Annotated in this window: 19 protein-coding genes; 10 read left to right on the top strand and 9 right to left on the bottom strand. The window is 68.3% G+C overall.

The window, feature by feature from the left end; all coding sequences use genetic code 11:
• Positions 1 to 39: 39 nt before the first annotated feature.
• The gene (locus LY41_RS17910) at positions 40 to 2,031 is read left to right on the top strand and encodes an arabinofuranosyltransferase (RefSeq protein ID WP_253865197.1); all 1,992 of its coding nucleotides are present in this window, start codon (positions 40 to 42) and stop codon (positions 2,029 to 2,031) included.
• Between the two features lie 549 nt (positions 2,032 to 2,580).
• Complete coding sequence (locus LY41_RS17915) at positions 2,581 to 3,918, top strand: HNH endonuclease signature motif containing protein (RefSeq protein ID WP_253865198.1); 1,338 nt, start codon at positions 2,581 to 2,583, stop codon at positions 3,916 to 3,918.
• Here the strand turns inward: LY41_RS17915 and LY41_RS17920 are convergent.
• A complete protein-coding gene (locus tag LY41_RS17920) occupies positions 3,851 to 6,670 on the bottom strand; it encodes an arabinosyltransferase domain-containing protein (RefSeq protein ID WP_253865199.1) in 2,820 nt (939 codons plus the stop codon). The genes LY41_RS17915 and LY41_RS17920 overlap by 68 nt on opposite strands.
• Before the next feature lie 91 nt (positions 6,671 to 6,761).
• Between LY41_RS17920 and LY41_RS17925 the strand changes: the two genes are divergently transcribed.
• Entirely contained in the window at positions 6,762 to 8,291 is a 1,530-nt protein-coding gene (locus LY41_RS17925) for a hypothetical protein (protein WP_253865200.1), read from the top strand.
• A 61-nt stretch (positions 8,292 to 8,352) separates the two neighbouring features.
• Positions 8,353 to 10,587, top strand: coding sequence for an ArnT family glycosyltransferase (locus tag LY41_RS17930; protein ID WP_253865201.1), 2,235 nt, complete (start codon positions 8,353 to 8,355; stop codon positions 10,585 to 10,587).
• A 25-nt stretch (positions 10,588 to 10,612) separates the two neighbouring features.
• On the opposite strand, the gene dprE2 is transcribed toward LY41_RS17930, so the two are convergent.
• Complete coding sequence (gene dprE2, locus LY41_RS17935) at positions 10,613 to 11,368, bottom strand: decaprenylphospho-beta-D-erythro-pentofuranosid-2-ulose 2-reductase (protein ID WP_253865202.1); 756 nt, start codon at positions 11,366 to 11,368, stop codon at positions 10,613 to 10,615.
• Positions 11,365 to 12,762, bottom strand: a complete 1,398-nt coding sequence (dprE1, locus tag LY41_RS17940) for a decaprenylphosphoryl-beta-D-ribose oxidase (RefSeq protein WP_253865203.1) — start codon at positions 12,760 to 12,762, stop codon at positions 11,365 to 11,367. Before dprE1 ends, dprE2 begins: the two co-directional genes overlap by 4 nt.
• A gap of 230 nt (positions 12,763 to 12,992) precedes the next feature.
• Here dprE1 and LY41_RS17945 point away from each other — a divergent pair, with 230 nt between their 5' ends.
• A complete protein-coding gene (locus tag LY41_RS17945) occupies positions 12,993 to 13,430 on the top strand; it encodes a GtrA family protein (RefSeq protein ID WP_253865561.1) in 438 nt (145 codons plus the stop codon).
• 147 nt (positions 13,431 to 13,577) lie between these two features.
• Positions 13,578 to 15,482 carry a glycosyltransferase gene (locus LY41_RS17950; RefSeq protein WP_253865204.1) on the top strand — a complete coding sequence of 635 codons (1,905 nt, stop codon included), beginning with the start codon at positions 13,578 to 13,580 and terminating at the stop codon, positions 15,480 to 15,482.
• Positions 15,483 to 15,509: 27 nt separating this feature from the next.
• On the opposite strand, the gene LY41_RS17955 is transcribed toward LY41_RS17950, so the two are convergent.
• The gene (locus tag LY41_RS17955; protein ID WP_253865205.1) at positions 15,510 to 15,749 is read right to left on the bottom strand and encodes a hypothetical protein; all 240 of its coding nucleotides are present in this window, start codon (positions 15,747 to 15,749) and stop codon (positions 15,510 to 15,512) included.
• Positions 15,750 to 16,007: 258 nt separating this feature from the next.
• Here LY41_RS17955 and LY41_RS17960 point away from each other — a divergent pair, with 258 nt between their 5' ends.
• A complete protein-coding gene (locus LY41_RS17960; RefSeq protein WP_253865206.1) occupies positions 16,008 to 16,781 on the top strand; it encodes an ESX secretion-associated protein EspG in 774 nt (257 codons plus the stop codon).
• Positions 16,782 to 16,982: 201 nt separating this feature from the next.
• On the opposite strand, the gene glfT1 is transcribed toward LY41_RS17960, so the two are convergent.
• Genes glfT1 through wzm form a run of 3 tightly spaced genes read right to left on the bottom strand, consistent with a single transcriptional unit; the run spans position 16,983 to position 19,800 of the window.
• Positions 16,983 to 17,882 carry a galactofuranosyltransferase GlfT1 gene (gene glfT1, locus LY41_RS17965; protein ID WP_253865207.1) on the bottom strand — a complete coding sequence of 300 codons (900 nt, stop codon included), beginning with the start codon at positions 17,880 to 17,882 and terminating at the stop codon, positions 16,983 to 16,985.
• 1 nt (position 17,883) lies between these two features.
• Positions 17,884 to 18,795, bottom strand: coding sequence for a galactan export ABC transporter ATP-binding subunit Wzt/RfbE (gene wzt / locus LY41_RS17970; protein WP_253865208.1), 912 nt, complete (start codon positions 18,793 to 18,795; stop codon positions 17,884 to 17,886).
• A 6-nt stretch (positions 18,796 to 18,801) separates the two neighbouring features.
• Complete coding sequence (gene wzm / locus LY41_RS17975; protein ID WP_372493313.1) at positions 18,802 to 19,800, bottom strand: galactan export ABC transporter permease subunit Wzm/RfbD; 999 nt, start codon at positions 19,798 to 19,800, stop codon at positions 18,802 to 18,804.
• A 180-nt stretch (positions 19,801 to 19,980) separates the two neighbouring features.
• On the opposite strand from wzm, the gene LY41_RS17980 reads away from it, so the two are divergent.
• Entirely contained in the window at positions 19,981 to 21,480 is a 1,500-nt protein-coding gene (locus tag LY41_RS17980) for a DUF8728 domain-containing protein (protein WP_253865210.1), read from the top strand.
• A gap of 15 nt (positions 21,481 to 21,495) precedes the next feature.
• Here the strand turns inward: LY41_RS17980 and LY41_RS17985 are convergent, their stop codons facing one another.
• Positions 21,496 to 22,056, bottom strand: coding sequence for a bacterial proteasome activator family protein (locus tag LY41_RS17985; protein WP_253865211.1), 561 nt, complete (start codon positions 22,054 to 22,056; stop codon positions 21,496 to 21,498).
• 226 nt (positions 22,057 to 22,282) lie between these two features.
• Here LY41_RS17985 and LY41_RS17990 point away from each other — a divergent pair, with 226 nt between their 5' ends.
• Positions 22,283 to 23,482 carry a cysteine desulfurase-like protein gene (locus tag LY41_RS17990; RefSeq protein ID WP_253865212.1) on the top strand — a complete coding sequence of 400 codons (1,200 nt, stop codon included), beginning with the start codon at positions 22,283 to 22,285 and terminating at the stop codon, positions 23,480 to 23,482.
• 105 nt (positions 23,483 to 23,587) lie between these two features.
• Here LY41_RS17990 and LY41_RS17995 read toward each other — a convergent pair whose 3' ends face one another.
• The gene (locus LY41_RS17995) at positions 23,588 to 24,562 is read right to left on the bottom strand and encodes an NAD(P)H-quinone oxidoreductase (RefSeq protein ID WP_253865213.1); all 975 of its coding nucleotides are present in this window, start codon (positions 24,560 to 24,562) and stop codon (positions 23,588 to 23,590) included.
• Between the two features lie 173 nt (positions 24,563 to 24,735).
• Between LY41_RS17995 and LY41_RS18000 the strand changes: the two genes are divergently transcribed.
• On the top strand, positions 24,736 to 26,256 hold the full coding sequence (locus LY41_RS18000) for a M28 family metallopeptidase (protein ID WP_253865214.1): 1,521 nt from the start codon (positions 24,736 to 24,738) through the stop codon (positions 26,254 to 26,256).
• Positions 26,257 to 26,911: the final 655 nt, after the last annotated feature.

The raw sequence follows: 26,911 nt of genomic DNA on the forward strand, positions 1-26,911 counted from the left end.
CTCCGGGCCACCTCGACTTCCGCGACGGATGACGCCACCGTGACGCAGCCAGAACCCGCCCCCGAGTCCGGCACCTCGAACGCGGACACACGGGTCACCGGTGAGGATCCCCGCGGCCGCTGGAGCCAGGTACCGCCGGTGCCACTTCCCGGTCCCGGTAGGGCGGCCGTCGAGTTGGTGACCGCGATCGTCGGAGCCACGGCGATCAGCATGGTCCTTCAACTCGTCGTGAACCGCGCGCCGGATCTGGTCCCGGACACGTACGTACCGAATGCCGCATTGTCGCTGATCGGTGCAGGCCTCATCGCGTGTCTTGTCGGTGGACTCGCCGTGCGTCGAGTGGCCGCGGCCTCGTGGTGGGTCAAGTTCGCAGGCGCGACCGGCGGGTTGGCGACGCTGGCGACGCTGACGCTCGCGCTGCCATTGCTGTCGACCCGCTATTACCTGGGCGGGACCACCGGCGACAACGAGTTCCGCCTCCGGTACATGGAGCGCATGGCCTCCGGGTGGGGGCTCGCCGACTTCAACTACGAAGGGCTTCCACCGTTCTACCCGGCGGGCTGGTTCTGGCTCGGTGGACGTTTCGCCAACCTCGTCGGATTACAGGGCTGGGAGGCGTACAAGCCTTTCTCGATCACCACGATCGCCGTTGTGGCGGCCGTGACGTTCGTGTTGTGGCGCTTTGTGGTGCGGCAACGGATGGCCGTGCTCGCGAGCCTGGGCACATTGCTCATGGGGCTGTACGTGCCGGGAGTCGGTGAACCGTACGCGTGGCCGACCACGGCATGGTTGTTGCCGGTACTGGTGTTGACGTGGAACTCGCTGAGGGACAGGGAGACGCCGCGTTGGCCGCTCCTGCTCAGCGGGGTGTACCTCGGCGTGTGCGCGATGACGTACACGTTGCACCTGGCGTTCGGTGCCATGGTGGTGGTGTTGCTGGCGATCGTCGCCGGTGTGCGCGAGGTTCGGGCAGGCGCAGCTCGCGGTGACCTCATCCGAGGTCTGGTCGGCCGGGTGGGTCTCGTTGCGGTCGTGGCTGCCGTTCTGATGCTCGTCGTGTGGGCGCCCTATCTGTTCGGTGGCGGCCTCGGTGCGGAGAACGTGGCCGCGCGCTACCTCCCGGAGACGAGTGCCTACTTCCCGATGCCCTTCAAACCGGACGGGCCGGTCGGCCTGTTGTGTCTGGCCGGGCTGGCATGGGCGGTCGTGCGGGCGCGAGCTCATCGGGTCGCGCTCGTGGTGCTGGTGACCACCGGCGCCGTCTACCTGTGGTTCGTACTTTCCACGTCGGCGTTGGCGTTCGACACGACACTGCTGGCGTTCCGGTTCAACGTGACTCTGAACCTCGCGCTGGCGGTGGCCGGTGTGTTCGCGGCTGTGGACGTCCTGAACTGGGCGCTGGGCAGGTGGTCCGAATGGCGGACGCAGATCACGGCCGTCGTCGCCGTTGTGGCGATCGGCCTGGGCGTGGGCGTGCTGCAGGACAGCGTGCGCGGCCCGATGAGCGCGGGGTTCGAATCCGCGCTCTCCGATTACTACCCGAACGGCAGGACCCCGGAGAGCAGGCACCACGATCCCGCCGAGGAGACCGACGAAGGTATCTGGAGCGGCAAGCTGCTCGCCACGATCGATGAACTCGGCACGGGTACGGCGGAACGCGAGACGGTTCTCTCGGAACAACACCACATGCTCGTGTTCCGGCCATTCTGGTTGTTCCACGATCACCGCCCGCACTACACGAACCCCTTGTCGCGGCACGACGAACGTGCGACCGAGATCGACAGCTGGGCCGCGTCGAACAGCTCGCAGGAGCTGTACCGGCGGATGCACGACGGGCCGTTCACCGCGCCGACCATGATGGTGCTCGAGAAACGCGAGAACGGCGACTATGTCTACACCGTCAAGTACGACACCTTCCCCCGGAGGACCGCGGCACTCGGCCGGAAGGTCACGTTCGCCCCGACGCTGTTCGATTCGCCGCGGTTCGCGAAGCGTGACGTCGGGCCGTATGTGGTGATCGCCGTCCGCTGACCCTTCGGCAAGGGCCAGCGCCGTGTGGTTCCCGGGAACCGTGTGATTCATGGGTGTGGCGTGATTCGCGGGTGCCGTGTGTCCTGTTGGTGCCGGTCGCCTCGTTGGTCCGCGGGGGTTTGACGGTTCGGCGCCGGGTGGGAGCCGGCTGTGGTCACCGGGGTGCTCGTCTGCGCCGGGTCGTCCCGGTCGCTGTCTCTGCCGTCGTCGGGCTGCAAAGGTGCTCGTCGATGTCACTGGTCCCCCTCGGTCGGAGTGGTGGTGTCGCTTCCGTCGTCGTCGGCCGGTAGGTCCTCGACCTGCTTCGCCGCGCGACGCCCGGTTGTGTCGGTGGGTCGTTGTATACGTAGTCCTTGTCCGCGTGGTCGGTCGGGCCAACGAGCTGGTTCGTGCCCGCAGGCCGGCTTCGAGGTTTCGTTGAGGTTTCGCAGCATTCAACCGGACGCGCCCGGATCGGTCCTATAGCCCATTCGGGTATATCGAACACGGGTTTGACATGAACCGACCCGATGCATAACGTCGACGACAACTGCGAACGAAAGGGGGATCATGAATCTCGATGGTGTCGTCCGTGCACGAAGACGGATCGCGCAGGTTCAGGCCGAGTACGTACGTGAGCTCGCTGCTGTTGCCACCGGTGATTCGAGCATCGGCGAGGACGAGCATGTCGCGGCCGAGTTGGCCGTGGCGTTGGCTGAGTCCGAGCGGGTCGTGCGCCGGGAGCTCGCGTGGGCGAAGCAACTCACCACACGGTTGCCACATGCGCTGCGGTCGTTGTCCGATGGGGACATCGATTTGCTGAAGGCCGCAAAGCTTGCCGACCAGACCGCGGTGTTGTCCGATGAGCCGGCCGCCAGGGTTGACGAGTTGGTCGCAGACAAACTCGTCGGGCGCGACGCCGGTTCGATCCGGCGCATCGCGTATCGGGCCGTGCACAAGGTCGACCCGGATGGTGCCGCAATACGTAGGGCACAACGACGCGAAGGTCGGAAGGTCGAGATCGTCCACCACGAAGACGCGATGGCTACGGTTTCTGCCGAACTGACGGCGGAGGTGGCGTCGGCGACATATGCATGTCTCGACCGGATGGCCAGATCCGAGCGCAACCGCGGCGATACGCGGACCATGGATCAGCTGAGGGCCGACAAACTCGCCGAATGTGTCGTCGGGGGCTCAGGTAGCCGTTCCGGTGCCCGTGCTGGCAAAGCAGAGATCTATGTCCATGTCGATCTGCCGACCTTGACGGGACTCGCGGACAACCCGGCACATCTCGCCGGACATGGGCCGATACCTGCGGCCGTGGCTCGTCAGATCTCCCAGGATCCCACATCGACGTGGCGGAGGATCGTGACCGATCCGCTGAGTGGGGCGCCGCTCGAGGTCGGACGGAAGCGGTATCGGCCGACCAAATCGGTGGCGGACTACGTGAAGGTACGTGATCGAGAGTGCCGTTTCCCCGGTTGTCATCGGCCTGCCGGGTACGTCGACCTCGACCACGTGACGCCACACGGTTGTGACGGGCCGACATGTGCGGCGAACCTCATCGGCCTGTGCCGGCACCACCACGTCGTCAAGCACGCGGTGGGGTGGCTGTTCGAACTCGAGCCCGACGGCACTCTCCACATCACGACGCCGCGCGGGATGAGGCACACCAGCCGTCCTCCCGTCGAGGTGTGCGACGGCGCCGGCGGTGGTGATGAGGGTGAACGTCGTGATGTGTCGGTCGACAGCGGCAACAGCTCGAGCACTGGCTCCGCCGGGGGCCGCCGGACCCGGAAGCGCAGACGGCGCGCGAACCGGTGCAGTTCCCGACGCGATGCTAGCGCTGCGACCGGGTCATCCGGAGATGACGCATCGGCGCGGGATAGTCGAGCCGGAACACGCTGATCGGCTCGGAAAGTTTGTCGCCGCGGAGGTACGTCGGAACCGGTTTCTGCGTCGACAGCTGCATCAGCGGTGCATAGGGTCCGCCCTGGCTCTTCATATAGGACACGCCGCCGATGTCGCGAATCGATGGTCCGGACGCGAAGCGGTAGCGGACGGGTTCGACAGTGCCGTCGGCTACGGACGGCGGGCGACGACACGGCATCGTGAACGCGCTCACCCAGTCGAGTACGACGGATTCCGAAGTGGGTACGAGCTCTGTCGAAGGAACGGTTTTCGGTAACCGGGGTGTTCCTACGGCGACCATTCCGTCGCCGGAACGTTCGTCGACCAGTTTCAGTCTCAGCATGGTGGCGGCGTCCGGATCGAATCTCCGCTCCGTCCAGCTCGGAGTGAGTGGAACCGAGCTGGAGGTCAGGACTCGACCGGTTTCATCGGCGAACTCGACCGTTGCGGATACGGCACCGGCCCCGCGGGCAGGCACCACCACCGGAGGTGCGGTGGGAGAGTCGCTCCCCTCGGGTAGGTGGTACCAGGACGTCGTCACCGCCCCGGAACGGCCGTTGCTGTGCCATACGGGTGCCTCCGTGCTTCCGTACGGCTCGAGCAGGCCGCGTCGTGGAAACGCACCGTTCTTCACAAATCCATCCACAGTGGCCGGTGCAGAGGCGCGGAGCATCCCTGCTCCGACGTCCGGTTCGACCTGTATCCACTCTTCGATTCCGCACGGTTCGCCGGACAGTGCGGCGAGATTCGCGGCTCCGGTCGTGTAAGTCCCTGCGCGCGGCACCATCGCGTACGCCATCGTGCCGACCTCGACCACAACCACTCCGAACGCGACGACAGGTACGAGCCACGCCGGGGTCCGGAGCCAGCGCCAGACTCCGACGAGTCCGGCCATCGACACGGCGATGCCAGCCAACAAGGCGACGTCGGCTACGCGGATACCGGCGACCGCCGGCGGCACCTCCGACCACTTCACGTTCAGCCCGCCGAGAAACCACCACCGCAACGGAGCCCCGATGCCGACCCACACGGCGACCGTCAATGCAGCGCACGTCAGCGACAACTGCCATCTGCGTAGCAACGCGCCGTGCGCGATCGCGTGGACCGTCACGGCGGTCAGCAGCGTTGCTACACCGGCGAGGACACCGAAATGATGGGTGTACTTCGTCGGCGTCAGCGCGAGCGCGGCGAAGTACAGCACCGATGCGACCAGGAGGCGGCGGGTCGGTGTCCACGCGACCTTCGGCGTTCGCCGCAGCATGACCAGCACGACCAGAACGGCCATGCTGAACCACAACAGCATTACAGGAAGCCGTCGGTTCAGTCCGCCCTGTATCGGGTCGAATAGCCACTCGTAGCGTTGGCCTTCACCGGTTATGCCGTCGTTCGGGCCGATCTCGGTGCGCACCTCGACGGCGTGCAGTACGGCGTCGAACGATTGTCCGTGGAACATCAGCAGCAACACCGACGCGCCCGCGCCCAACAACACGGGGACCGTTCGCAGTCCGTGTGTTCGGAACGTCGGCCATGCCGCCGGCAGCGCCACGAGCAGTTGCAGGAGGACTGCGATGCCGGTCGGGGTGAGGGCCGTGGTCGCGCCTGCGATGACGACGGCGCAGGCCAGGAGCGACAGCCGGCGCGTCGCGATGCCCCGTTCGACCACGGCCAGCGTGGCCAGCGAGCCGAGCATCACCCACGGTTCGGGTCGGAGGCCGATGCCGAACTGCACGGTCCAGAGCAGGAACACGCTCATGGCAGCCCAGCGCGCCGCTGTCAGCCTCCCCTTGGCGAACCGTGGCAGCAGGACGCGGTCGATCAGCAGCCACGACACGAGACATATCAACAGAGACGGCAAGCGCAGCCACAGCGTTGTCGTGCTGACCTCCACCCATGGCCGGTACAGCTCGTAGAACCAGCTGAACGGAGCCTCTGGAGCGTTGAGCCAGCGCATGTAGTTGCCTACGAAGCCGGTGTCCGTCGACGACAGGATCATCGTGATGATGTAGCCGTCGTCCACCGTGGAAGCGCCGATCACGGTCCACAGGACGAGCATGCCCGTGACGATGCCGTCCCGTGGCCGAGGGCGGGCCCAGCCTCGTGGCAGTAGTCTCGGGCGACGTGGCTCGCCGATCCGGAGTGCGAGCAACATCCCGACGAGGCATGCGACGGCGGTGACGCCGGCGGCGATCTTCACAGCGCTCTGGTCCGAGGCGTACCGCATGTCCGGGGTGACACTCACCCGCAGGTCGGGCGCATTCGACGCATCGGTGAACAGGCCGTTGACGGAAGGTCGTCCTGTTGTACGTCCTTCCTCGCGACCGTCGATGTACACCGCGGTTCCGGATGTTGTCGCGACGATCTGCCATCGGCAGCTGCCCGTCGTCGGTGCGGATGCCAGCTGTGTCTCGCCGAGCGTGGCCGTGACCCGTCCGTTCGAAATCCGCACCGAAAGGCCGTCCGGAGGGGGCTGGACGCCGCCGGGGCCGACCGTCGACACGAGCGTGCCGCCGTCGAGCGAGGCGACGTCGGCGCAGGAGAACGTGACGTCCATTCGCTGGGGCGAGTACGGCAGCAGGGGAAGGGTCGTGTCCTCGGGCGCCGTGGAGGGCCATTCGTATGTCGTCGTGGTCTGGTCCACGGGTGCCAGGACGAACACCACTGCGGCAAGTGCGGCCAGCAACCCCAGAACGGTCGCCGAGAGGTGGCGTGCCGTGTCGGATCGGCTGGGTGCGGTCGCGGATGCGGTCACATCAGCACTGTAAAGAGTCGTGTCACTCCGTGGAGTAATGACCACACCTGCAAACATAGGAGGTGATTACGCCGAACAGTGGAAGTAAGTCATGGCAGGTCGTCAGCGAACAGCGGTGGTCGTCGGTCTGTCCGCGGTCGGTGGGCTGCTGGCATTTCTGCTTGTCAGAACGAGCCTGACCGACGACGCCTACATCACGCTCACCTATGCCAGGAACCTCGCGGAGCACGGTGAATGGGGAATCATTCCGGGCGCCGCGAGCAACTCGGCCACGTCGCCGTTGAACGTGCTCCTGTTGGCACTCGGCGCCGTGGTCACGAGATGGTTCGGGGACGCGCAGCCGATCGTGGCGCTCGGATTCGTCACGGTGGGTGCGACGGCGGCGCTCGGCTGGGCGTGGACGCGAATGTCGGTCCGGCTGCGATTTCCCGCCCCGGTGGCGCTCCTGGGCGTGGCCGTGGTCGTGGTGAACCCGTTCGTGCTGTCGGCGATCGGTCTCGAGGTCTTGCTGATCCCGGCCGTGGTGGCCGGCCTCGTCGCGGCCACGGTCGAGCGGCGTCCGGTGTGGTTCGGCGTCGTTGCGGGACTGGCGGTGCTCGTGCGCCTCGACCTGGTCGTATTCGTTGTCACCATGTTCGCGGTCGCCATGGTTCGCGCGTTCGGGCGCCGTTGGTGGCAGGCGCTTGCCGCGATGATCGTGGTCGCGTTGCCCTGGTATGCGCTGAGTTGGGTGACGTTCGGTTCGGCGGTACCGGACACGTTGGTGGTCAAGCAGTCGCAGGACGGTCTGTTCGGCCCGTGGAGCTATGCCACCGGCATCGGCATGTACCTCGAAGGGGTGGGCGTGCCGGTTCTGCTGGCGCTCGTGCCGGCGGCGTTGGGTGTGATCGCGCTGCTCGCCGCCGTGATCGTCCGGTTCGTGGTCGTCGATCGCCCCGCGTTGGGTGCGGTCGCGGGCCTCGGCGCCGGCGGAGTGGCGCACTACGTTGTCTACGTCCTGCTCGGCGTCGGGCCGTACCACTGGTATTACGTGCCGCCGTTGACGGCGTTGGCGATGTGTGCCGTCCTCGCACTGGGTTCCTGGTGGGGTCATCGCCGCGGAGGTTCCGGCGCCGGCCCCGATCGCCGGAAGCGCCCCCTTGTCGCTGTCGGACTGTTCGGAGCGATCACCGCGCTTGTCCTCGTCACCGCCTCGACCGAGGTGCAGCGCGGCGTGCCGTGGCGGTCGCCGCCGATCTTCGGCAACTGGGCGAATGCCGAAGACTACGCTCGCGTCGGCACCGAGCTCGGCCGCCGCGTGGGGGACGTCCCGGTCCGGTCGCCCGGTGAGATCGGCACCCTCGCGTACTTCTGCGAATGTCGAATCGTCGACCCGTTCTCCGACCGAGGCCGCGTCCCCGAACTACTCGAAGCGCGGTTGGCCGAGGCCGGCCCGATCGGTTCGGCGCTACTCGAGGCCAACTACCTGTGGTTCGACCGCGATCGTGAACCCCTCGACCCCGGGTATCGCCTGTTGTACAGCCCAGGGCCGGGCCCGGGGCCGGGGCACGGTCCGCACACCTGGACCGTGCGTTCGGATGCCAGGGGCATCGGTCATTTCACCCTGGTCCGCATCCGCTGACGCAGACGTTCCGTTTTCGCGCAGACCCGGTAGCTTGTCCCTGGCCGGATGGGTAGGAGCGATGACGACGACACACGAGGCGGACGCATCCATGACCGCGCAGAGTGACGGCGGCCCGACCAGCGACGACGCGGACGTCGAGGCCACCACCTCGACGGACGAGGATTCCGCGGACAAGACGGCGTCGCAGGGTGTCGAGACGTCATCCGGCGCGTCGGGACGGCTCCGGCGTGTGCTGTCCGGGCGGGACCCCGTTGCGTGGCTGCTCGGCGCCGTCGCGGCCCTCGTCGCGGTGGTGTTCGTCGTGGTCGACCTGGTGTGGAACCAGGGCACGTTCATCGCCCCGCTCGACGACGTCTACATCCACCTTCAGTACGGCAAACAACTCGGCAGCGGTGAGCTGTTCCGCTTCAACCCCGGCGACCCGATCAGCACGGGCGCCAGCAGCATCCTGTACTCGTTCGTGTTGGCCGTCGGGTGGTTGCTCGGCTTCAGCGGCAACGGGCTGCTGGGCTATGCGGTCGCCACGGGCATCGTGTGCGCCGCATTCGCGACAGGCCTGACGTACCACCTGGGCCGACTGCTCGTGGGACGCGCGGTCGGCGTGTGGGCCGGCGTGCTCACGGCGACGTCCGGCCCGCTCATGTGGGGTGCGGCCAGTGGCATGGAGGTCGGCCTCACTGCCCTGCTCGCCGTTGCGGCGGTGTACCTGTTCGTGCGGGAACGTCCCGACGGCCGATTCCGCTGGACCCCGATCGTGGGCGTGCCCCTTGCGCTGGTGCGGCCGGAGGGCATGGTCCTGGCGATCGCGCTGATCGGCGCGATGTTGTGGACGACGCTGGGGGGCAGGCGTGCAGGTGAACCGCGGCGTCCGCGCATGGCCCTGTGGACGCTGTTGCCGTTGGCAGCCCCGATCGGCCAGTACCTGTTCTACTGGATCGCCACCGGCACGTTCTCGGCCAACGGCGTGCAGTCGAAGTCGTTGATGTCGGACCGGCCCACGTTCTACATCGGCGACTTCGTCCAGCGAGCCTCGGAGAACCTGCGCGGTGCCGTCGGCTTCTTCAACGGTATGTCCGGCCAGAACTACGCGTTCCCCGGCATGCTCGTGGTGTTCGTGCTCGGGTTGGCGTATCTGCTGGTCAAGCATCGCCGGTGGCGACCGCTGGCGGTTGCGCTGGCCGTGGCGTTCGCCGGCATCGTGCTGTCGGTGTCGACCCTGTCGACGGCGCTGATCCACGAACTGCGGTATTTCCAGCCGTTCCTGCCGCTGTACATCGTGGTGACCGTGATCGGCCTGTACGCCGTGTCGCGGTTGGTGGCGCGTGGCCGGTTCCGTCAGGCGGCGTTGCACCTGCTGCCGGCTGTCGCGTTGCTGTTCTCGCTGATGGCGTTGCCGCAGTGGGCGTGGCGGTTCGGCTGGGAGGCGGCGACGATCCGCGACACGAACATCTCGGTCGCGGCCTGGCTGCGGGGCAATCTGCCACCCGACGCGGTTGTCGGCGTCAAAGACGTCGGTGCGGTCGCGTACTACAGCGATCGCAAGGTCGTGGACACGATCGGCCTGACCACCAACGGCTTCGCCGAGGCCAGTAACCACGGCCCGGGCGCGCTGTACGAGAAGCTGCGTGCGATGCCCGAAGGCGAGCGGCCGGACTACTTCGCCGTGTACGAGCAGTGGCCGGGTGCGGCGATGCACTCGTTCGTCGACACGGGTGTGTTCGATCCGGATCCGGAGATGATGTTCGAGCTGAACGTGCCACGTGACAGCACGGGCTGGAGCATCGTCCCGTTCGACGAATTGGCGGTGCGCAAAGCCGACTGGAGCCTCGCCGGCACGGGCGACGTGGCGCCGGTGCCCGGGGACGTGCGCGACCACGTCGACATCGGATCGCTCGACTCCGAGTCGGCGCACGACTACGCGCCGCAGATGGAACAGCCCGGAGTGCAGCCCTACACGGACCTGCGGAAACAGGATGACGTCATCGACAGCAGCCGCTACATCCTGGGTGGTGAAACGTTCCGCATCGAGAATCTGAAGCCCGGCGAGGACGCGAAACTGACCAGCCGGGTGATGGTCAACGGCATCGAACAGTTCGTGCGTGTGCGCGTGGACGGGCGTGCTGTCGGCGTATGGGACCTCGGGCCGAACCGTGACGCCTGGCGCACGCGGTCGTTCGACATTCCCGGCAAGTTCGTGACGTCGTCGGACGCCGAGATCACCCTGGAACCGGTGCGGCCGCTGCTGAGCCCGTACCCGGAGTACACCAGCTACGGCTACTGGGTGACCCAGTAGCAGCCCCGCCAGATCGGCGGCCCCGTCAGATCGGCAGTTTACGGAAGACCGGGCGCGGGACGTGCCGCAGCACCGACATCACCCAGCGGAACGTGCCGGGTGCCCACACGAGGTCCTTGCCGCGCCGCGCGGCGTCGACGGCGATGTCGGCCACCGACTCGGCCGTCTGCTCCAGGGGGGCCTTGTCCATGCCCTCGGTCATCTTCGTCCGCACCTGGCCGGGGCGCACGACCGTCACCCGCACGCCGTAGGGTGCGAGCGCCTCGCCGAGGCCCAGGTAGAAGCCGTCGAAACCGGCCTTCGTGGAGCCGTAGACGAAGTTCGACCGGCGCACCCGCTCGCCCGCGACCGACGACAGGGCGATCACCGAGCCGTGCCCCTGCTGCTTGAGCCGTTCGGCCAGCGCCACACCCATCGACACGGGCGCGGTGTAGTTGACGGTCGCCATCTCGACGGCCTGCGCGTGGTCCTGCCATGCCTCCTCGGCGTCGCCGAGCAGGCCGAACGCGACGACCGTCACATCGATGTCGCCACCCGAGAACGCCTTGTCGACCACCAGCGGGTGCGAATCGGTGTCGGCGGCGTCGAAGTCGACGGTCTCCACCTCGGCACCTGCGGTGCGCAGGCGCTGCGCGGCCTCGTCGAGGCGCGGCGACTGCCGGGCCGCCAGCACGATCCGCAGCGGGCGCTGGGCGAGGTACTTCTCGGCGATCGCCAGCGCGATGTCCGAGGTGCCGCCGAGCAGCAGCAGCGACTGGGGGTTGCCCACCGCGTCGATCACAGTTCCAGCCTCCTGGCCATGTCGGAGATGAAGATGCCGTAAGGGTCGACGGAGTGGCGGATCTTCTTCCACTCGTCGATGCGCGGGTACATGCGGTGGAACGTCTCCGCGGCCGTCCGCGAGTCCTTCGCCGTGTACAGCCGTCCGCCGAGCTCGAGGACCATCTCGTCGAGCTCGTTGCACAGTCGTGCGAGGCCGGGCTTGATCGGGAAGTCGAGGCACACCATCCAGCCCGGATGCGGGAACGACAACGGCGCCGGATTGCCGTCACCCATGCGCTTGAAGACGTTCAACGCCGAGTAGTGCCCGGAGTGGGCGACCTTCTCGACGATCCGCCGCAGGCCGTCGTTCGCGCCGAGCGGCGTGCTGAACTGGTACTGGAGGAAGCCGTTGCTGCCGTAGCCGCGGTTCCACTCTCCGACCAGGTCGAGCATGTGGTAGAAGGCCGTGATGTTCTGGATCGCGCCGCGGCCCTGTTTCGGGGTGGACCGGTAGTAGAACTCGCCGATCGCGCTCAGCGACAGCTTGTTCATCAGCCCGTTCGGGAAGACGTCCGGCACGGTCAGCAGCTGCGGCGCCGAGAACTTCAACGGCTCACTGCGCAGCTTGGCGGGGAGCTCGTCCAGCGTGGCCAGCGAACCGCGGGCGAACGCGCCCCGCCCGAGCTTGCGGCCCGTCGAGATCGTGTCGAACCAGACGGACGAGTACGTGTAGGCCTCGTCGGAACCGTCGCTGATCAGCTCGAGCGTGCCGTCGAGGTCGGCGGTGCGGTCGTTGTCGACGATGAAGTACGCCGTTTCGGTGCGGGTCATCCTGATGCGCGCCCGCACGATGACGCCGGTCAGACCGATGCCGGCGACCGTGGCCCAGAACAGATCGGCCTCGGGGCCGTCGGGCGTCAGGGTGCGCACGCGGCCGTCGGCGGTCACCAGGTCCAGCGACACGACGTGGTTGCCGAAGCTGCCCGCGCTGTGGTGGTTCTTGCCGTGGATGTCGTTGGCGATCGCGCCGCCGATCGTCACCTGCCGGGTGCCCGGCAGTACCGGTACCCACAGGCCGTACGGCAGGGCCGTCTGCATCAATGCGTCGAGGCTCACGCCTGCGTTGACGTCGACGATCGCGCTGTCGGGGTCGACCGAGTGGATACGGTCGAGAGCCGTCATGTCGATGACGAGGCCGCCCGCGTTCTGCGCCGGATCGCCGTAGGAGCGGCCGAGGCCACGTGCGATGACACCACGCTCGCCCGCTTGCGCCACCGCGCGCGCGATCGCTTCGACGTCGGGGGTGGCGAGTACGTTCGCCGTGGTCGGGGCCGTCCTGCCCCACCCGGCCAGGGTGCGCCGTTCGATGTGCCGTTCCGGCGTGGGTGCGCTCACTCGAGTCAGGGTAACCATCTCGAGATATGGCCTGTCTCCGGTGCCACAATGTCCGATCCTTACACTCGTAAGCGCACGGAACCGAAGAATCGGCGTGCGCCCCCCGGGCAGCCCGGCGGGAACGCAAGCCGGTCGGAACAAGTCGGTTCGGAAGCGAGCAGGCTCAGAACAGGCCAGCAGGAGCGGGCCGGCGGAACGCAGGCCGGTAGAACACAGGCTGGCAGAACAAGGGTGCAGCGGTGACGACGATGGAATCTCCTGCCGGCGAGGTGGTGAGGCCCGCATCGCCCGGCCTGGTGACGCAGATTGTCCGGTTCGTTCTCATCGGCGGCTTCTGTGCGCTGGTCGACTCCGGCTTGTACTGGTTGTTGCTGGAGGCGGGCACGTGGGTGCATTTGGCGAAGGCGCTCAGTTTTGTCGCAGGCACCACCACCGCCTATTTCCTTAACCGTCGGTTCACATTTACTGCCGCCCAAAAGGGTGGTGCCGGTCAGATCGGCGGGTTTGCTGCGCTGTACACGACGACGTTCTTCGTCAACGTCGGAACGAACGCCCTGATGCTCGCGATGCTGTCCGACGACTTCCGGTGGCGGGTCGCGGCCGCGTGGGTCATCGCACAGGGCACGGCCACCGTGATCAATTTCGTGATGCTGAAATGGGTCGTGTTCCGGGAATCGCGTGGGTGATGAAGCCTGGTGCGAACCGTGGCGGGACGGCCTGTACCTTACTGGCGTTCGCGCGTTGGAGTGACGCCGACGACGGCGCCGATTCCGCGATGTGAACACTTCGAACCTCAAATCCGGTGGCCCTGAACTACTTGGAGGACGCCTCTCATGTCCGGTGAAGCAACAGTGACGACCGAGGCGACGGCCGGCGCGCTGTTCACGGCCCACACCCCGGCATCGGGGCGTCTACTCGCACAGCGGGGCCTGTTCGACGGGCCGTCCGCGGTCGTCAGCAAGGACCTGTACCTCGAGGTCGTCTCGGGTGTCGCCTCGCGTGACCGCGAGACCGTCACGCTGGAGCCGTCGGCCAGGGCCACGGGCAACACCTACTTCGGCAGGTTTCCCGCGTCGTACTGGCAGCGCTGGACGACGGTCCGGTCCGTGACCGTCGAGGCCGTCGTGAGCGGTTCCGGCAGGCTAGCGGTGCGGGCTTCCGACGTCGCGGGTGATTCGCGCACGGTCGCCGTCGAGGCCATGACCGACGTCGTGCAGCGCACCGTGACACTCGAGGCCAAGCTCGACAAGTTTGTCGACGGCGGCGGGCTGTGGCTCGACCTGGAGACCGACGCCGTGGAGCGGCTCACGGTCTCGCAGGTGCGCTGGACCGTCGATGCACCCGAGTCGGTCCGTCCGACCGCGGTCACGATCTGCACGATGAACCGCGCCGACGACTGCCTGTCGAACCTGCGCACGCTCGCCGACTCGCTGCCTGCTCTCGAGACGCTCGACGCCATCTACGTTGCCGATCAGGGCGGCGACACGGTCGACTCCCGTGACGGGTTCGCCGCGGTCGCCGCAGACCTGGGTGACAAGCTCAAGTACGTCAAGCAGCCGAATCTCGGCGGCGCGGGCGGCTTCACCCGCGGCCTCTACGAGGTCGCGGGACAGGCAGCGGCCGAGCACGCCAACGTGCTGTTCATGGACGACGACGTGCTGCTCGAGCCGGACATCGTGATCCGGCTGACGGCGTTCTCCAACAAGGCGGCCAACCCGATGATCGTCGGGGGGCAGATGCTGAACCTGCTGCACCCGAACCAGCTGCACGTCGGCGCCGAGTACGCCCAGCTGAACGCGCTGCAGCCGGGGGTGCCGGTGCCGCACAGCCCGGCGACCGCCGACCTGCTCGGCCTGGACCGTCGCGGCAAGAAGGTCCGCCAGGAACGCCGCCTCGACGCCGGGTACAACGGCTGGTGGTCGTGTCTGATCCCGTCCGAGATCGTGCAGAAGATCGGTTACCCGATGCCGTTCTTCTTCCAGTGGGACGACGCCGAGTACAGCTACCGTGCCCGCGCGGCCGGGTTCCCGACGGTGACACTGCCCGGCGCGGGCGTGTGGCACGCCGACTTCCACTGGAAGGACTGGGACGAGTGGCACCGCTACTTCAACCTGCGTAACTCGATCATCACCGCGGCGCTGCACAGCCCGTTCGACCTGAATCTGCTCTCGCGGGTGCTGCTGTCGCAGGTGATGCGCTACCTGCTCGGCATGCAGTACGGTCTCACGGCGACGCTGATCAAGGCCGTCGAAGACTTCCTCGAGGGGCCGGAGATCCTGCACGACGGCGGTGTCGCCGCGATGAAGGAGATCCGCGAACTCCGTGCGCAGTACCCGGAGACACAGCGGCACGACCCGACGAACGTGCCGGGTATCCCGTCGAACAACATCGTCATCAACAACACCGCGCCGCGGCCGAGCATGCAGCGTGCGGTGCTGGCCAAGCGGGTGCTGAACCGCGTGCTCGGCAAGAACCGGTTCAAGATGGGCGCCATTCCCGCCGACGAGGCGCACTGGTGGCACGTGTCGCTGTTCAAGACGGCGGTCGTCACCGACGCCTCGCAGGAGGGTGTGCGGGTGCGGTCCTACGACAAGGAGCGCATGGTCGACCTCGCCAAGCGGACGCTTCAGGTCGTCGGCCGACTCCGCAAGGAGGGCCACGCGGTGCAGGCACAGTACAAGCGCGCCATGCCAGAGCTGACCAGCCGCGAGAACTGGAAGCGCCTGTACGAACTCTGATCCGGTGCGGGTGTTCGGCCCGCGGAGTCACCGCAGGCCGAACACCTTGCCGGAGCGTTGCAGATCGTCGAGGTACGCGGCGGCCACGTGGGCGAAGTTGAGCACCACACGCGAGTCGTCGGCGGTTCGGATGATCTGTACGCCGCCGTCACGCATGTAACCGTGCAGGGTCTGGTTGGCGATGACGTCGTCGGGCGGCAGCGTGAACACCAGCGGTTCGCCGCCCGAGACGAGGTGCAGCACGAGTGCGGGTTTCGAATCGGTCATGAATCCACCTGAACACCGGTGATCCCACCGGACAAGGCGGTTCGCTGACAGCGTGACGCGCCGGGCGGAGGTGTGACGCGCCGGGCGGAGGCCGAGTGTGCCCGGGACGCGTGGGCGGCGAGTCGGGGCGGCGACGTGCCGAGCGCAGCTGCCGGTCACTCGCGGCCAGCCGCGGTCGCGGGGTGGCCGAAGCGTGACAGCGCGGTGCGGCCCGGCTGCTAACGTTTCGCGCGTCGGAAGTGACGAGACGGGGGAGAGATGGCGCAGTCGTTCTCACTGTCGCTGGTGGCGGTGGACCTCCTGCTCGAGCAGTACAAGCTCGGAAGGTCGCCGTTCCCGTTCGAGATCCCGCACATGGGCACGACGCACACCCAGCGCAACCAGGTCCGTGAGGCGGTGTTCCGCGACCTCGAAGCGCGCAGCCTTGCTCGTGGCGGCAGGCTGGAACCGGACGTCGAGGCCACCTTCGACGCGTTCATGCGCGCGCCGTTGATCGTGGCGCTGGCCGGCCAGGTCGACGACGGTGAGGAGCTCTACGCGCGGGCCGTGTCGGACGGCCAGTCCGCGCTCCTGGTGCGGCAGGACGCCAACATGCTGACGTTCACCGAGGTTCGGCCGACGAACTTCGTCGCAGAGCTGGTGGACCTGCTGCCGTTGACGAAGCCGGCGCCGGGCCAGTCCATCACCGTGCCGGTTCCCGCCGCCCGCAGGCCGCGGTCGGAGGGTGGCGGGTACGACCCCTTCGGCGGGATCCAGGCGCCACGGTCGTCGCAGACGACGTCGCAGGAACGCGCCGTGGCCCGGCTGTTCGAGAAGAAGATGGAACGCGTCGGGTTCATCACCGCGTTCGTGCCCGGCGACGACGGCAGGCCGGTCAAGCTGGAACCGGTGATGTGGTTCGACAACGAGGACGGTCGGCACCTCGGCACCCAGCGTTCCGCCGAGGACGGCCAGAAGTGGGCCACCTACGCGCCCGCCGACAACGCCCGCATCGTCTCGCAGCTCTACACCCAACTCGAACCCTACTTGTGATTGTTGGGTTGTTCTGGCGGCCGGTGCGAGTGGCGGAAGCGGCTGCGCCGCTCGGGGCGGCGTCAGAACCCGCGACGGCGCCGGTTGCGTGGGTGGTGAAAGCGGCTACGCCGCTCAGGTGAGAACCCGCGGCGGCGTCGCTAAGCAGCGCGAGGGGAAGATTCGGGGTGTTCAACGCCCCGAAGGTGCCCTTGGGGGCATTCAGTAGCGGTAGAAGTGTTCCTTGCGGCCCTGGCGGACGAGCCGCAGCCACTCGACGAACGCCTTCGGGTCGCGCTTGACGCCCACGAAGTACAGGCCGAACCGGGCGATCTCGAGGGCACCGATCTTGCGCATCCCCGGTTGGGACAGCAGGAACCCGCGGTTGCGGTACGTGTAGTAGCGCTTCACCTCGCTGGCAGGGTCCTGCGCGTGGAACCGGCCGCCGAGCATGGGCTTGAACTCGTCCGATCCGTTCGGGTGCAGGTACGCCGTGCGCAGCGACGTGCCGAACGGCAGGTCGGAGCGCACGAGCCGCCGGTGCAGCTCTACCTCGTCGCCGCGGAAGAACAGCCGCAGATCGGGAACGCCCGTCACCTCGAGGGTCGACGCCCGGAACAGCGCACCGTTCATCAACGAGGCGATGCCGGGCAGGAAGTCCTCACCGAGCTCGGCGGACGTGCGCTTCCACGTCAGGCCACGCCGCAGCGGGAACGCCAGCTTCTCGGGCTCGTCGATGTTGACGACCATCGGCGACACCTCGGCGAGCCCGCGCCGCTCCGCCTCGCCGAGCAGCGTCTCGAGGACGTGCTCGTCGGCGGGCCTGCCGTCGTCGTCGGCGAGCCACACCCACTCGGCGCCGAGCGCCAGCGCGTGCAGCATGCCCAGTGCGAACCCGCCGGCGCCGCCGAGATTGCGGTGGGACGGCAGGTACGTGACCGGCCGCGAGTACGCCTCCACGACGCTGCGCGCCGACTCCTCGTCGGGGCCGTTGTCGACGACGATCAGATGGTCGACGGGCCGCGTCTGCGCTTCGACGACCTTCAGCGACTCGGCGAGCAGGTCGCGGCGGTTGCGCGTGACGACGACGGCGGCGATCGCGCCTTCGGGGAGGGCGCTCATGTCAGCCGCCGTTCACCGGAGCCGTGGCTGCGGACGTGTCGGCGGCCTGCCCGCCGTCGTTGCCGGCTCCCGCGTCGTTGCCGGCTCCCGCGTCGTTGTCCGAGGGCTTGGCGAGGTCGTCGGGGTTGGCCTGGCCGAGGCGTTCGAGCACCTCGCGGCTGACGTTCTGGAACGGGTCCTTGCCCTTGTAGCTGGTGAGGACCTCGCGCAGCCTGCCGTGCTGGCGCACCCGGCCCTCGTCCATCCACATGGCCTGGTCGCACAGCTCCATCAGCAGCTCGTCGGAGTGGCTGGCGAACACCAGGATTCCCGAGCGCTTGACGAGGTCCTTGAGCCGGTCGCGGGCCTTGTTCATGAAGGACGCGTCGACGGCGCCGAGGCCCTCGTCGAGGATGAGGATCTCGGGGTCGATCGAGGTGACGACGCCGAGTGCGAGGCGCACGCGCATACCGCTGGAGTAGGTGCGCAGCGGCATGGCGAGGTAGTCGCCGAGCTCGGTGAACTCGGCGATGTCGTCGATGCGCTTCTCCATCTCCCTGCGGCTCTTGCCGAGGAAGAGGCCGCGGACGATGATGTTCTCGAAGCCGGAGGTCTCCGGGTCCATGCCGACGCCGAGGTCGAACACCGGCGCGACCTTGCCCGAGACCGTCGCCGAGCCGCGCGTGGGCTCGTAGATGCCCGACAGCAGCCGCAGCAGCGTGGACTTGCCCGCGCCGTTGTGGCCGACGAGGGCGAGCCGGTCGCCGTCGGAGAGCTGCAGGTTCACGTCCTGCAGGGCTTCGATGATCGGGACCTTCGAGTCCGAGCCGATCTTGCCGCCGACCTTGCCGAGGACCCGCTTCTTCATCGACCGCGTCTTGGCGTCGAAGATCGGGAAGTCCACGTAGGCGTTGCGGACGTCAATGCTGACCATCTGGTGTCACACCCAATACGAGACACGGGCACGGTAGTTGCGCATCACCACGAGCGCGAGTGCCCATCCGACGATCGTGATGCCGATGGCGACCAGCCAGCTCTTGCCGTCGATGTGCTGGCCGATCAGTGGTGCACGCACGATCTGCACGAAATGGTAGAGCGGGTTCAGCTCGATGAGCGGCAGCGCCCAGGACACGTTCTCGCGCCCGCCGCCCGCGTACAGCTGGTCGATCGGCCACACGATCGGGGTCAGGTAGAACAGCAGCTGGATCAGCGACGAGATGAGCTGCGGGATGTCGCGGTAGCGCGTCGAGATGACGCCGAGCATCAGCGTGACCCAGCCCGCGTTGAGCGCGAGGATCGCGAACCCGGGCACGGCGGTGAGGATCGTCCAGTCGATACCGGGGTGGCACAGGCCGTTGCCGGTGGTGCACGCGCCTTCCTGCACCGCGTACTGCTGCGACAGTGCGGGGAAGTAGATCGCCACGATGATCACGTAGACGATCACGTTGTGCGCCGCCATCAACGTCTGCCGCCACACCGTCCGTAGCGCGTAGATCGTCAGCGGTGCCGGCATCTGCTTGATCAGACCCTCGTTGGAGATGAAGGTCTGCATGCCCTCGGTGATGCAGCCGCTGACGAAGCCCCAGACGATGAAGCCGGTGACGATGTAGGGCAGGAACACTTCGATCCGCAGGCCGAACAGCTGCGAATACAGCAGGCCGAGGCCGAGCGCGATGACACCCTGCGTGATGGTCAGCCAGAACGGGCCGATCACCGAGCGGCGGTACCGCTGCTTGATGTCCTGCCACCCGAGGTGGCCCCACAGTTCTGTCTGCCGCAGGCCCGAGCGGATGTCGTCGAAGGCGCGTTTCCAGGACCGGCTGCCCGGTACGGGCGCGGTATCGGTCGTGTCGGCATTCATCGGTGACGTCGTCCCTGGGCTGTCGCCTGATTCGCCGTCGCGCGAACCAGTGGCCGTCGAGGTGCTTGTGGCATGCACGAGATACGAGGGTACTGCTGCCGCGAACGCGCGAACGCGCGCGTCGGGTTCTGGGGCTTCCGTGTCGCCCGTGTGGGTGGAAATAGGTCCGAAATGCCAGGTCAAGGCATTTTGTCGATGCCCGTTTCGAGCGAGGTGGGAGGTCTCGGAGGCAGGTTCCGGCGCTGGTAGTTTGCGGTCGTGAGTCGATTGGCCGTGACGGCGGCGGGTCTGCTGGTGGTGTTCGCGTTCGGCACCTGGATGGCGTGGTCGTACGTCACCGACGCGACATTCGTCGATGCCCGCTACGCCCAGAATCTCGCCGAAGGGCACGGCCTCGTCTACAACGTCGCCGACCACGACCCCGTCGAGGGATTCACCAGCCTCGTGTGGACGTTGTGGCAGGCGCCGTTCGCCGCATTCGGCGCCGACCCGGTGCTCGTTGCGCAGGTGACGGGAGTCGTGGCGGGGGTGGCGACCCTCATCCTGCTGATGCGCGCGGTCGACGGAGCCGCGGCTGTCGTGGCCGGCTGCGCCTACGTGCTGTTCCTTCCCACCTACTTCCACGTCGCGGGCGGACTCGAGACGGCCCTGGTGGCGCTCGTCGTGCTGCGCATGGCCGTGCTGGGGATGCGCGTCGTCGAGGAGCGGCACGTCGTCGACCTCGAACCCCCGCTACTGCTCGTGCTCGCCGCGCTGCTGCGGCCCGAGGCGTTGATCGCGGTGCTGCCCGCCTTCGTCGTCTGGTTCCGGTCCCGGCGGTTGTCCGGGCAGGCGCGCGTGGGGCTGATGATCGCCGTCGTGCTCGCGCTGGCCTGCGTGGTGTGGACGGTGGTGCGGTACGGCCACCTCGTGCCGAAACCGTGGAGCGACGCCGTCGGCCCGCTCGGGTTCGACGGATCGTGGCTGTGGTCGACGTTCGTGGTGTTCGCGCCGTTGCTGCTGCTCACGGTGGCGTTGCTGACGTGGCCCGCGCTGCGCCGCGTCGGCGCGTTCTTCTGCGTCACGGTGCTGGCGGCAGGCCTGCCGATCGTGCTGTTCGGGCCGCCGGAGGCCGACGCCCTGCACCGCTACGCGTTCGCCGTGTTCCCGGTGCTGTGCCTGGCTGCGGGCGTCGCCGTGGCGGCCATGGCGGGGGTGCGGTTCGTGCAGGCGGGCGTGGGTGTCGTCGTGGTCGGCTGGGTGGCTGTCGCAGGCGTCGCGTCGCCGGGACTGCCGGCCGTGGCGAACACCGGCGTGGACCTCGAACGCACGCACGCCGCGATCGGCAGGGGACTCGCCGACGCGGACGTGCCCGCGGGCGCGCGCACCGTGGCGGTCGCCGACCCGGGTGTGATCCCGTACTACAGCGGCTGGAACGCCGTCGACTACAGCGGCCGCAACGACGGGACCATCGTCGACGGGGCGAGGCCCGACTCCGTGGTGCGCAGCCATGAGCCCGCCGTGATCGTCGTGCCCTCGCCCGGCAAGAACCTCCCCGACACGGTGCACGGACTCGACATTCCCATCGCCGTGGCGGGGTATTCGCAGCTCGGGCCGTTCCAGGCGCGCGACGGCAGCTGGCAGTTCGTGTTCGTCGCCCCCCGGTGGGAGCAGCAGGTCGAGGTGACCGTCCGCGCGGCCGTCGCCCGCGGCGAGGAGCAGTACGGCAACGACTACTCGGTGACGATCAACCGCTGGCTGAACAGCCTCAAGGACTGACCGGTGCTGCGCCGGTTACAGGTACTGGCCCGGGTTGCCGATGCCGGTGGGTGCGCCTTCGGCGGAGCCCTGCGGCAGGCCGCGGCGCATCTGCTCGAGCTGGGCGCGGGCGGCCATCTGCTGGGCGAACAGCGCCGTCTGAATGCCGTGGAACAGCCCCTCGAGCCAGCCGACGAGCTGAGCCTGCGCGATCCGCAGTTCGGCGTCGGACGGCGTGCTGTCCTCGGCGAACGGTTCGACGAGGCGTTCCAGTTCCTTCCGCAGGTCGGGGGCGAGTGCCTCCTCGAGCTCCGTGATCGACGTCTGGTGGATCTCGCGCAGCCGCTGTCGGCTGGCGTCGTCGAGCGGCGCGGCTTTCACCTCTTCGAGGAGCTGCTTGATCATCGTGCCGATACGCATGACCTTCGCGGGCTCCTCGACCATGTCGCCGATCGACTCGCCCTGCTGTTCGGCCTCGCCGTCGGCGGCCTCCGGGTCGATCTGCGCGGCGCTGACCCGGGAACCGTCCGGTCCGACCACCATGACGTGCTGGTCGTCCGAAGGGGTCGCGGTGTACGGGATGTTCGGCTCCGTCATGGCTCCATCCTGGGTCGCTGCGGAAGATGTCGCAGGATTCGAGGGTACTCAACCGGCCGGAGCGCGCCGGGCGTGCCGGGCCGTCGGCGGGGTGGCCGGACGGGTCAGGGGCACCCGGACGATCCGGCTGCCTCCGGTGGCGACGGTCGATCCGGACTCCGGGCCCCGGCTGCGCGGCGAAGGGCCCCGGCTGCGCGGCGAAAACCGACCTCCGTACCTTGTTCGCATGGCGTTTGACGTCGCTCGGATCCGTGGGTTGTTCCCTGCGCTGGGTGACGGCTGGATTCACTTCGACGGTGGAACCGGAATGCTCGTCCCCGAACAGGTCGCGTCGGCCGTCTCGACGGCGATGCGGGCACCGGTCTCCGGGCCGGGCGGAGCGTTCCCGGCCTCCCAGCGGGCGGAGAGCATCGTGGCCGCGGCCCGGCGTGCCGTGGCCGACCTCGTCGGAGGCGAGCCCGAGGGCGTGGTCCTCGGGCCGAGTGCCTCCGCGCTCATCGCCCGGTTCGCGGACACGTTGTCCACGCGCTGGACGATCGGTGACGAGGTCGTGGTGTCCCGGCTCGACGAGGCGGCCAATGTCTCGCCGTGGCTGCGGGCGATGAATCGCGTCGGCGGCAAGATTCGCTGGGGCGAGATCGACATCGAGAACTGTGAGCTGCCGGAGTGGCAGTACACCGGCCTGATGGGTGATCGCACCAAGGCCGTCGCCGTGACCGCGGCTTCCGGCGCCGTCGGTACCCGGCCGGACCTGGGGCCGATCACGTCGGCGGCGCGGCAGGCGGGCGCGCTGATGGTGGTCGACGCGACGTACGCCGCGCCGTTCGTGCCGCTCGACCTCTCGACGCTCGGCGCGGACGTCGTCGTACTGTCGGCGCAGGCGTGGGGCGGGCCTGCGATCGGCGCGCTCGTGTTCCGTGACCCCGACCTGCTGGCACAACTGCCGCCCGCGGAGCTGTCACCGGAGACGACCGGTCCGGAACGCCTCGAGCTGGGTCCGCACCCGTATCCGCTGCTGGCCGGGCTCATCGCCTCGGTCGACTACCTCGCCGACCTCGACGATTCCGCGACCGGCACCCGCCGCGAGCGGCTGCTCACCTCGCTCGGCTCGGCGAAGTCGTATCAGGAGGGGCTGCTCGACCGGCTCTCCGCGGACCTGCGGTCACTGCCGCACGTCACCGTGCTCGGCGATGCGATGCGGCGGATCCCCTCGTTGGCCTTCTACGTCGACGGGCACAAGGCCTCCGACGTCGCCGACCATCTCGCACGGCAAGGAGTCTGCGCGTTCGCCGATCCCGGCAACTGCGGTCTGTTCGACGCGCTCGGCCTCGGCGAGGTCGGCGGCGCGGTGCGGATCGGTCTGGCCCACTACTCGAACAGCTTCGAGATCGGCCAGCTCACGCGCATCCTCGCTGAACTGCCCTGACCCGAACTGCCCGCCCCGGACCACGCCGATCCGAACCACGCCGACTCGCACTGCCCTGCCCCGGCCCACCCGCCGTGCCGGTCCGGCAGGCGGGTGGGTGGGTGCTCACCGCGCCGTCAGGACGACCTTGCCGAACACGTCGCCCTCGTCGAGCGCGCGGTGTGCCTCCGCGGCGTCGCCCAGCGGCAGCACCTGGTCGATCACGGGCAGCACCATGCCCTGATCCAGCAGGGGCCACAGATGCGTGCGCACATCGGCCACGATTGCCGCCTTGCTCTCGAGCGACCGCGATCGCAGTGCCGTGGCCGACACGGTGCCGCGCTTGCGCAGCAGTTTGCCGATGTTCAGCTCGCCCTTCATGCCGCCCTGCATGCCGATGATCACCAGGTGGCCGCTGTCGCGCAGGACGTCGATGTTGCGGTCGAGGTACTTGGCACCGATGTTGTCGAACACGACGTCGGCGCCGCCCGTGGCGGTCTTCAGTTCCTCGACGAAATCCTGCTCGCGGTAGTTGACGGTGATGTCCGCGCCGAGTTGTCTGCACCGCTCGAGGCGGTCGGCCGACCCGGCGGTGACGGCGACCGTCGCGCCGAGTGCCTTGGCGACCTGGATGGCGTGGGTGCCGATGCCGCCCGCGCCGCCGTGCACGAGCAGAACGTCCCCTTCGGACAGACCTGCGTGCATCACGAGGTTGGACCACACGGTGCAGGCCACTTCGGGCAGTCCGGCGGCGGCGTGCAGCTCCACCTCGTTGGGCAGTGGCAGCAGCTGGCCCGCGGGCACGGCGACCTTCTCGGCGTAGCCACCGCCTGCGAGCAGTGCGCACACCTCGTCGCCGAGCTGCCAGCCGGTCACACCGTCGCCGAGTGCGGCGACGGTGCCCGAGCATTCGAGGCCGAGGATCTCGCTGGCACCGGGCGGCGGGGGATAGTTCCCCTGCCGTTGCAGCAGGTCCGCGCGGTTCACGGAGGTCGCGGAGACGTCGAGGAGCACTTCACCGGGCGCGGGCTCGGGGTCGGGCACCTCGGTCAGCTCGAGGTTCTCGGGAGGGCCGGGTTCTCGGACCATGATCGCGCGCATACCGCGACTGTATGTCACACCGGGAAGCCCGGCCGGGTGGTGGCGTGTACCTGCCCGGCGACGGCGGCCGGTGATGGCCATTCCCTTGCGGCTACGTGGTTTTCCTACGAACGGACCTTGACCTTTGGGAGAACTCGCACAAAAGTGACGCCGCAAAGTCAGAAGGGGCTCAGATGTCATTCAGTAGAGGGAAGTTGCGGTCCGTCACCGCCATCGCGGCGTGTGCGGGCCTGGTTCTCACCGGTACCGCTACGGCGCAGGCCGCGCCGAAGTCGTTGCCGGACGAGCTGCCGGAGAAGGTCGAACTCGGCTCCGTGCAGCGGCACCTGATCGCGATGCAGCGCATCGCCGACGTTCACGACGGCAACCGGGCCGCCGGTTCGATGGGACACGAGACGTCCGCCGAATACATGGCGCAGCGCCTCGAACGTGCCGGCTACGACATCACGCGCCAGCAGTTCCCGTTCACCTACACCGAGACTCTCGCCGAGAAGCTCACGGTCGGTGGCGAAGACGCGCCGATCGTCGTCATGGAGTACAGCAAGAACACCGAGGAAGGCGGCATGACCGCCCCGGTCGCCGCCATCGAGCCGGACGACACCCCGGGCTGCGAGGCCGCCGACTACGGTGACGTCACCGGTCGGATCGCGGTCGTCAAGCGTGGCGCCTGCTCGTTCGCCGCCAAGCAGGCCGCCGCGGCCGAGGCGGGCGCGGCCGCCGCGATCGTCTACAACAACGAGTCCGGCCCGCTCAACGGCACGCTCGGCGATGCCGACAGCGCGGTGATTCCCACCGGCGGCGTCAGCCAGGAGGCCGGGAAGACACTGGTCGACGCCGACGGCCAGGACGTCACGCTCGAGCTGCGGCAGCTGCAGGAGGAGCGCACCACCTACAACGTGATCGCCGAGACCACCACCGGCCGCGACGACAACGTCGTGATGGCCGGTGCCCACCTCGACGGCGTCACCGACGGTGCGGGCATCAACGACAACGGCACCGGTTCGGCCGCGCTGCTCGAGACCGCGCTGCAGCTGGGTGGCTCCCCGGAGGTCAACAACAAGGTCCGGTTCGCCTGGTGGAGTGCCGAGGAGTTCGGCCTCGTCGGCTCGACGCACTACGTCAACTCGCTGAGCCAGGAGCAGCAGCTCGACATCGCGATGTATCTCAACTTCGACATGATCGGCTCGCCGAACGCCGGTTACTTCACCCTCGACGGCGACGACTCCGAAGGTGAGGGTGCGGGCCCCGGCCCGTACGGCTCGGCGCAGATCGAGAAGGCGTTCGAGGAGTCACTCGCCGAGCGCGGTGTCGAAGCGGAGGGCAGCGACTTCACCGGCCGCTCCGACTACGGCGAGTTCATCGCCTACGGCATTCCGGCCGGTGGCCTGTTCACCGGTGCCGAGGACGTCAAGACCGAGGAGCAGGCAGCCAAGTGGGGCGGAACCGCCGGTGAGGCGTACGACCCGTGCTACCACACGGCATGCGACAACCTGGGCAACGTCGACTACGGCGCCCTGGACGTCAACGCCGACGCGATGGCCCAGGTGACCGCGCAGTACGCGCTCAGCACCGAGGACGTCAACCACATCGCCCCGGCCGAGAAGAAGAACAGGGCCCAGGTCGCCAAGCAGCGGTCGGCGGACAAGAAGCTCCCGGCTGTTGCCAACGAGCGCGCACACGAGGCCACTGCCTGACCCCGGCACGAGTGCACGAACGCAGTGCCCGTTCCCCGGCTGCGGGGGACGGGCACTGCTGCATTTCACGGAGGATTCTGTCTTGCTGCCGCAGCCCCGGTGGCGGGCGCCTGGGCGCGGCGCGTGGCCGCGCCCAGGCTCTTACCGAGGTTGCGATTGGCGAATCGCCGGCGGCCGAGGTGCATGCGCCCCGCTGCCGCGCGCGACCGGGCCGCCGTAGGACCCCGATCGCGGGGAACGCGGTCTCCGGCGCGACGGGCCTGTGGCCCCGGGTGCCGCACCGGGTTCGGCGCCGTGGGCCGCCGGCTGTGCCTTGATCTTCTTGCCATGGCACCACCTGACCCTTCCCGGGTGGAGTCGGCGAGCTGCCGGCTGGGTGCAGAGGCGTTCGGCTCGGCCGGCTCCCTCCGTGACTCCAGACTGCTCCCGTCCGGCGAGGTGCACAAGCCGGGCGCGCCGCGGAGTTCCGGCCTTCGGGTGAGGAGTTCCGGTCTCCGGGTGAGACCGCCGGCCCCGGCGGGGCGCGTTGGCTCACGGACACGGAGGTGACGGCCCCGGAGACGACCGATACGGAGACGACCGACACGGAGACGATGGCGTGGCGGCCGAACTCGACGAGTGGAGGACGGGCGCCGGGTCCGGGAGTGATCGCGGC

Source organism: Prauserella halophila (genome assembly GCF_024171895.1).
In the GTDB taxonomy this organism is placed as follows: domain Bacteria; phylum Actinomycetota; class Actinomycetes; order Mycobacteriales; family Pseudonocardiaceae; genus Prauserella; species Prauserella halophila.

What these genes read in the sequence shown, in the direction of transcription:
- LY41_RS17960 (WP_253865206.1), top strand. Translation starts at nt 16,008, where the DNA reads ATGGCGCAGTCGTTCTCACTGTCGCTGGTGGCGGTGGACCTCCTGCTC.
- wzt (WP_253865208.1), bottom strand. Translation starts at nt 18,795, where the DNA reads ATGGTCAGCATTGACGTCCGCAACGCCTACGTGGACTTCCCGATCTTC.
- glfT1 (WP_253865207.1), bottom strand. Translation starts at nt 17,882, where the DNA reads ATGAGCGCCCTCCCCGAAGGCGCGATCGCCGCCGTCGTCGTCACGCGC.
- LY41_RS17955 (WP_253865205.1), bottom strand. Translation starts at nt 15,749, where the DNA reads ATGACCGATTCGAAACCCGCACTCGTGCTGCACCTCGTCTCGGGCGGC.
- LY41_RS17950 (WP_253865204.1), top strand. Translation starts at nt 13,578, where the DNA reads ATGTCCGGTGAAGCAACAGTGACGACCGAGGCGACGGCCGGCGCGCTG.
- LY41_RS17915 (WP_253865198.1), top strand. Translation starts at nt 2,581, where the DNA reads ATGAATCTCGATGGTGTCGTCCGTGCACGAAGACGGATCGCGCAGGTT.
- LY41_RS17930 (WP_253865201.1), top strand. Translation starts at nt 8,353, where the DNA reads ATGACGACGACACACGAGGCGGACGCATCCATGACCGCGCAGAGTGAC.
- LY41_RS17925 (WP_253865200.1), top strand. Translation starts at nt 6,762, where the DNA reads ATGGCAGGTCGTCAGCGAACAGCGGTGGTCGTCGGTCTGTCCGCGGTC.
- LY41_RS17995 (WP_253865213.1), bottom strand. Translation starts at nt 24,562, where the DNA reads ATGCGCGCGATCATGGTCCGAGAACCCGGCCCTCCCGAGAACCTCGAG.
- LY41_RS17985 (WP_253865211.1), bottom strand. Translation starts at nt 22,056, where the DNA reads ATGACGGAGCCGAACATCCCGTACACCGCGACCCCTTCGGACGACCAG.
- LY41_RS18000 (WP_253865214.1), top strand. Translation starts at nt 24,736, where the DNA reads ATGTCATTCAGTAGAGGGAAGTTGCGGTCCGTCACCGCCATCGCGGCG.
- LY41_RS17945 (WP_253865561.1), top strand. Translation starts at nt 12,993, where the DNA reads ATGGAATCTCCTGCCGGCGAGGTGGTGAGGCCCGCATCGCCCGGCCTG.
- dprE1 (WP_253865203.1), bottom strand. Translation starts at nt 12,762, where the DNA reads ATGGTTACCCTGACTCGAGTGAGCGCACCCACGCCGGAACGGCACATC.
- LY41_RS17990 (WP_253865212.1), top strand. Translation starts at nt 22,283, where the DNA reads ATGGCGTTTGACGTCGCTCGGATCCGTGGGTTGTTCCCTGCGCTGGGT.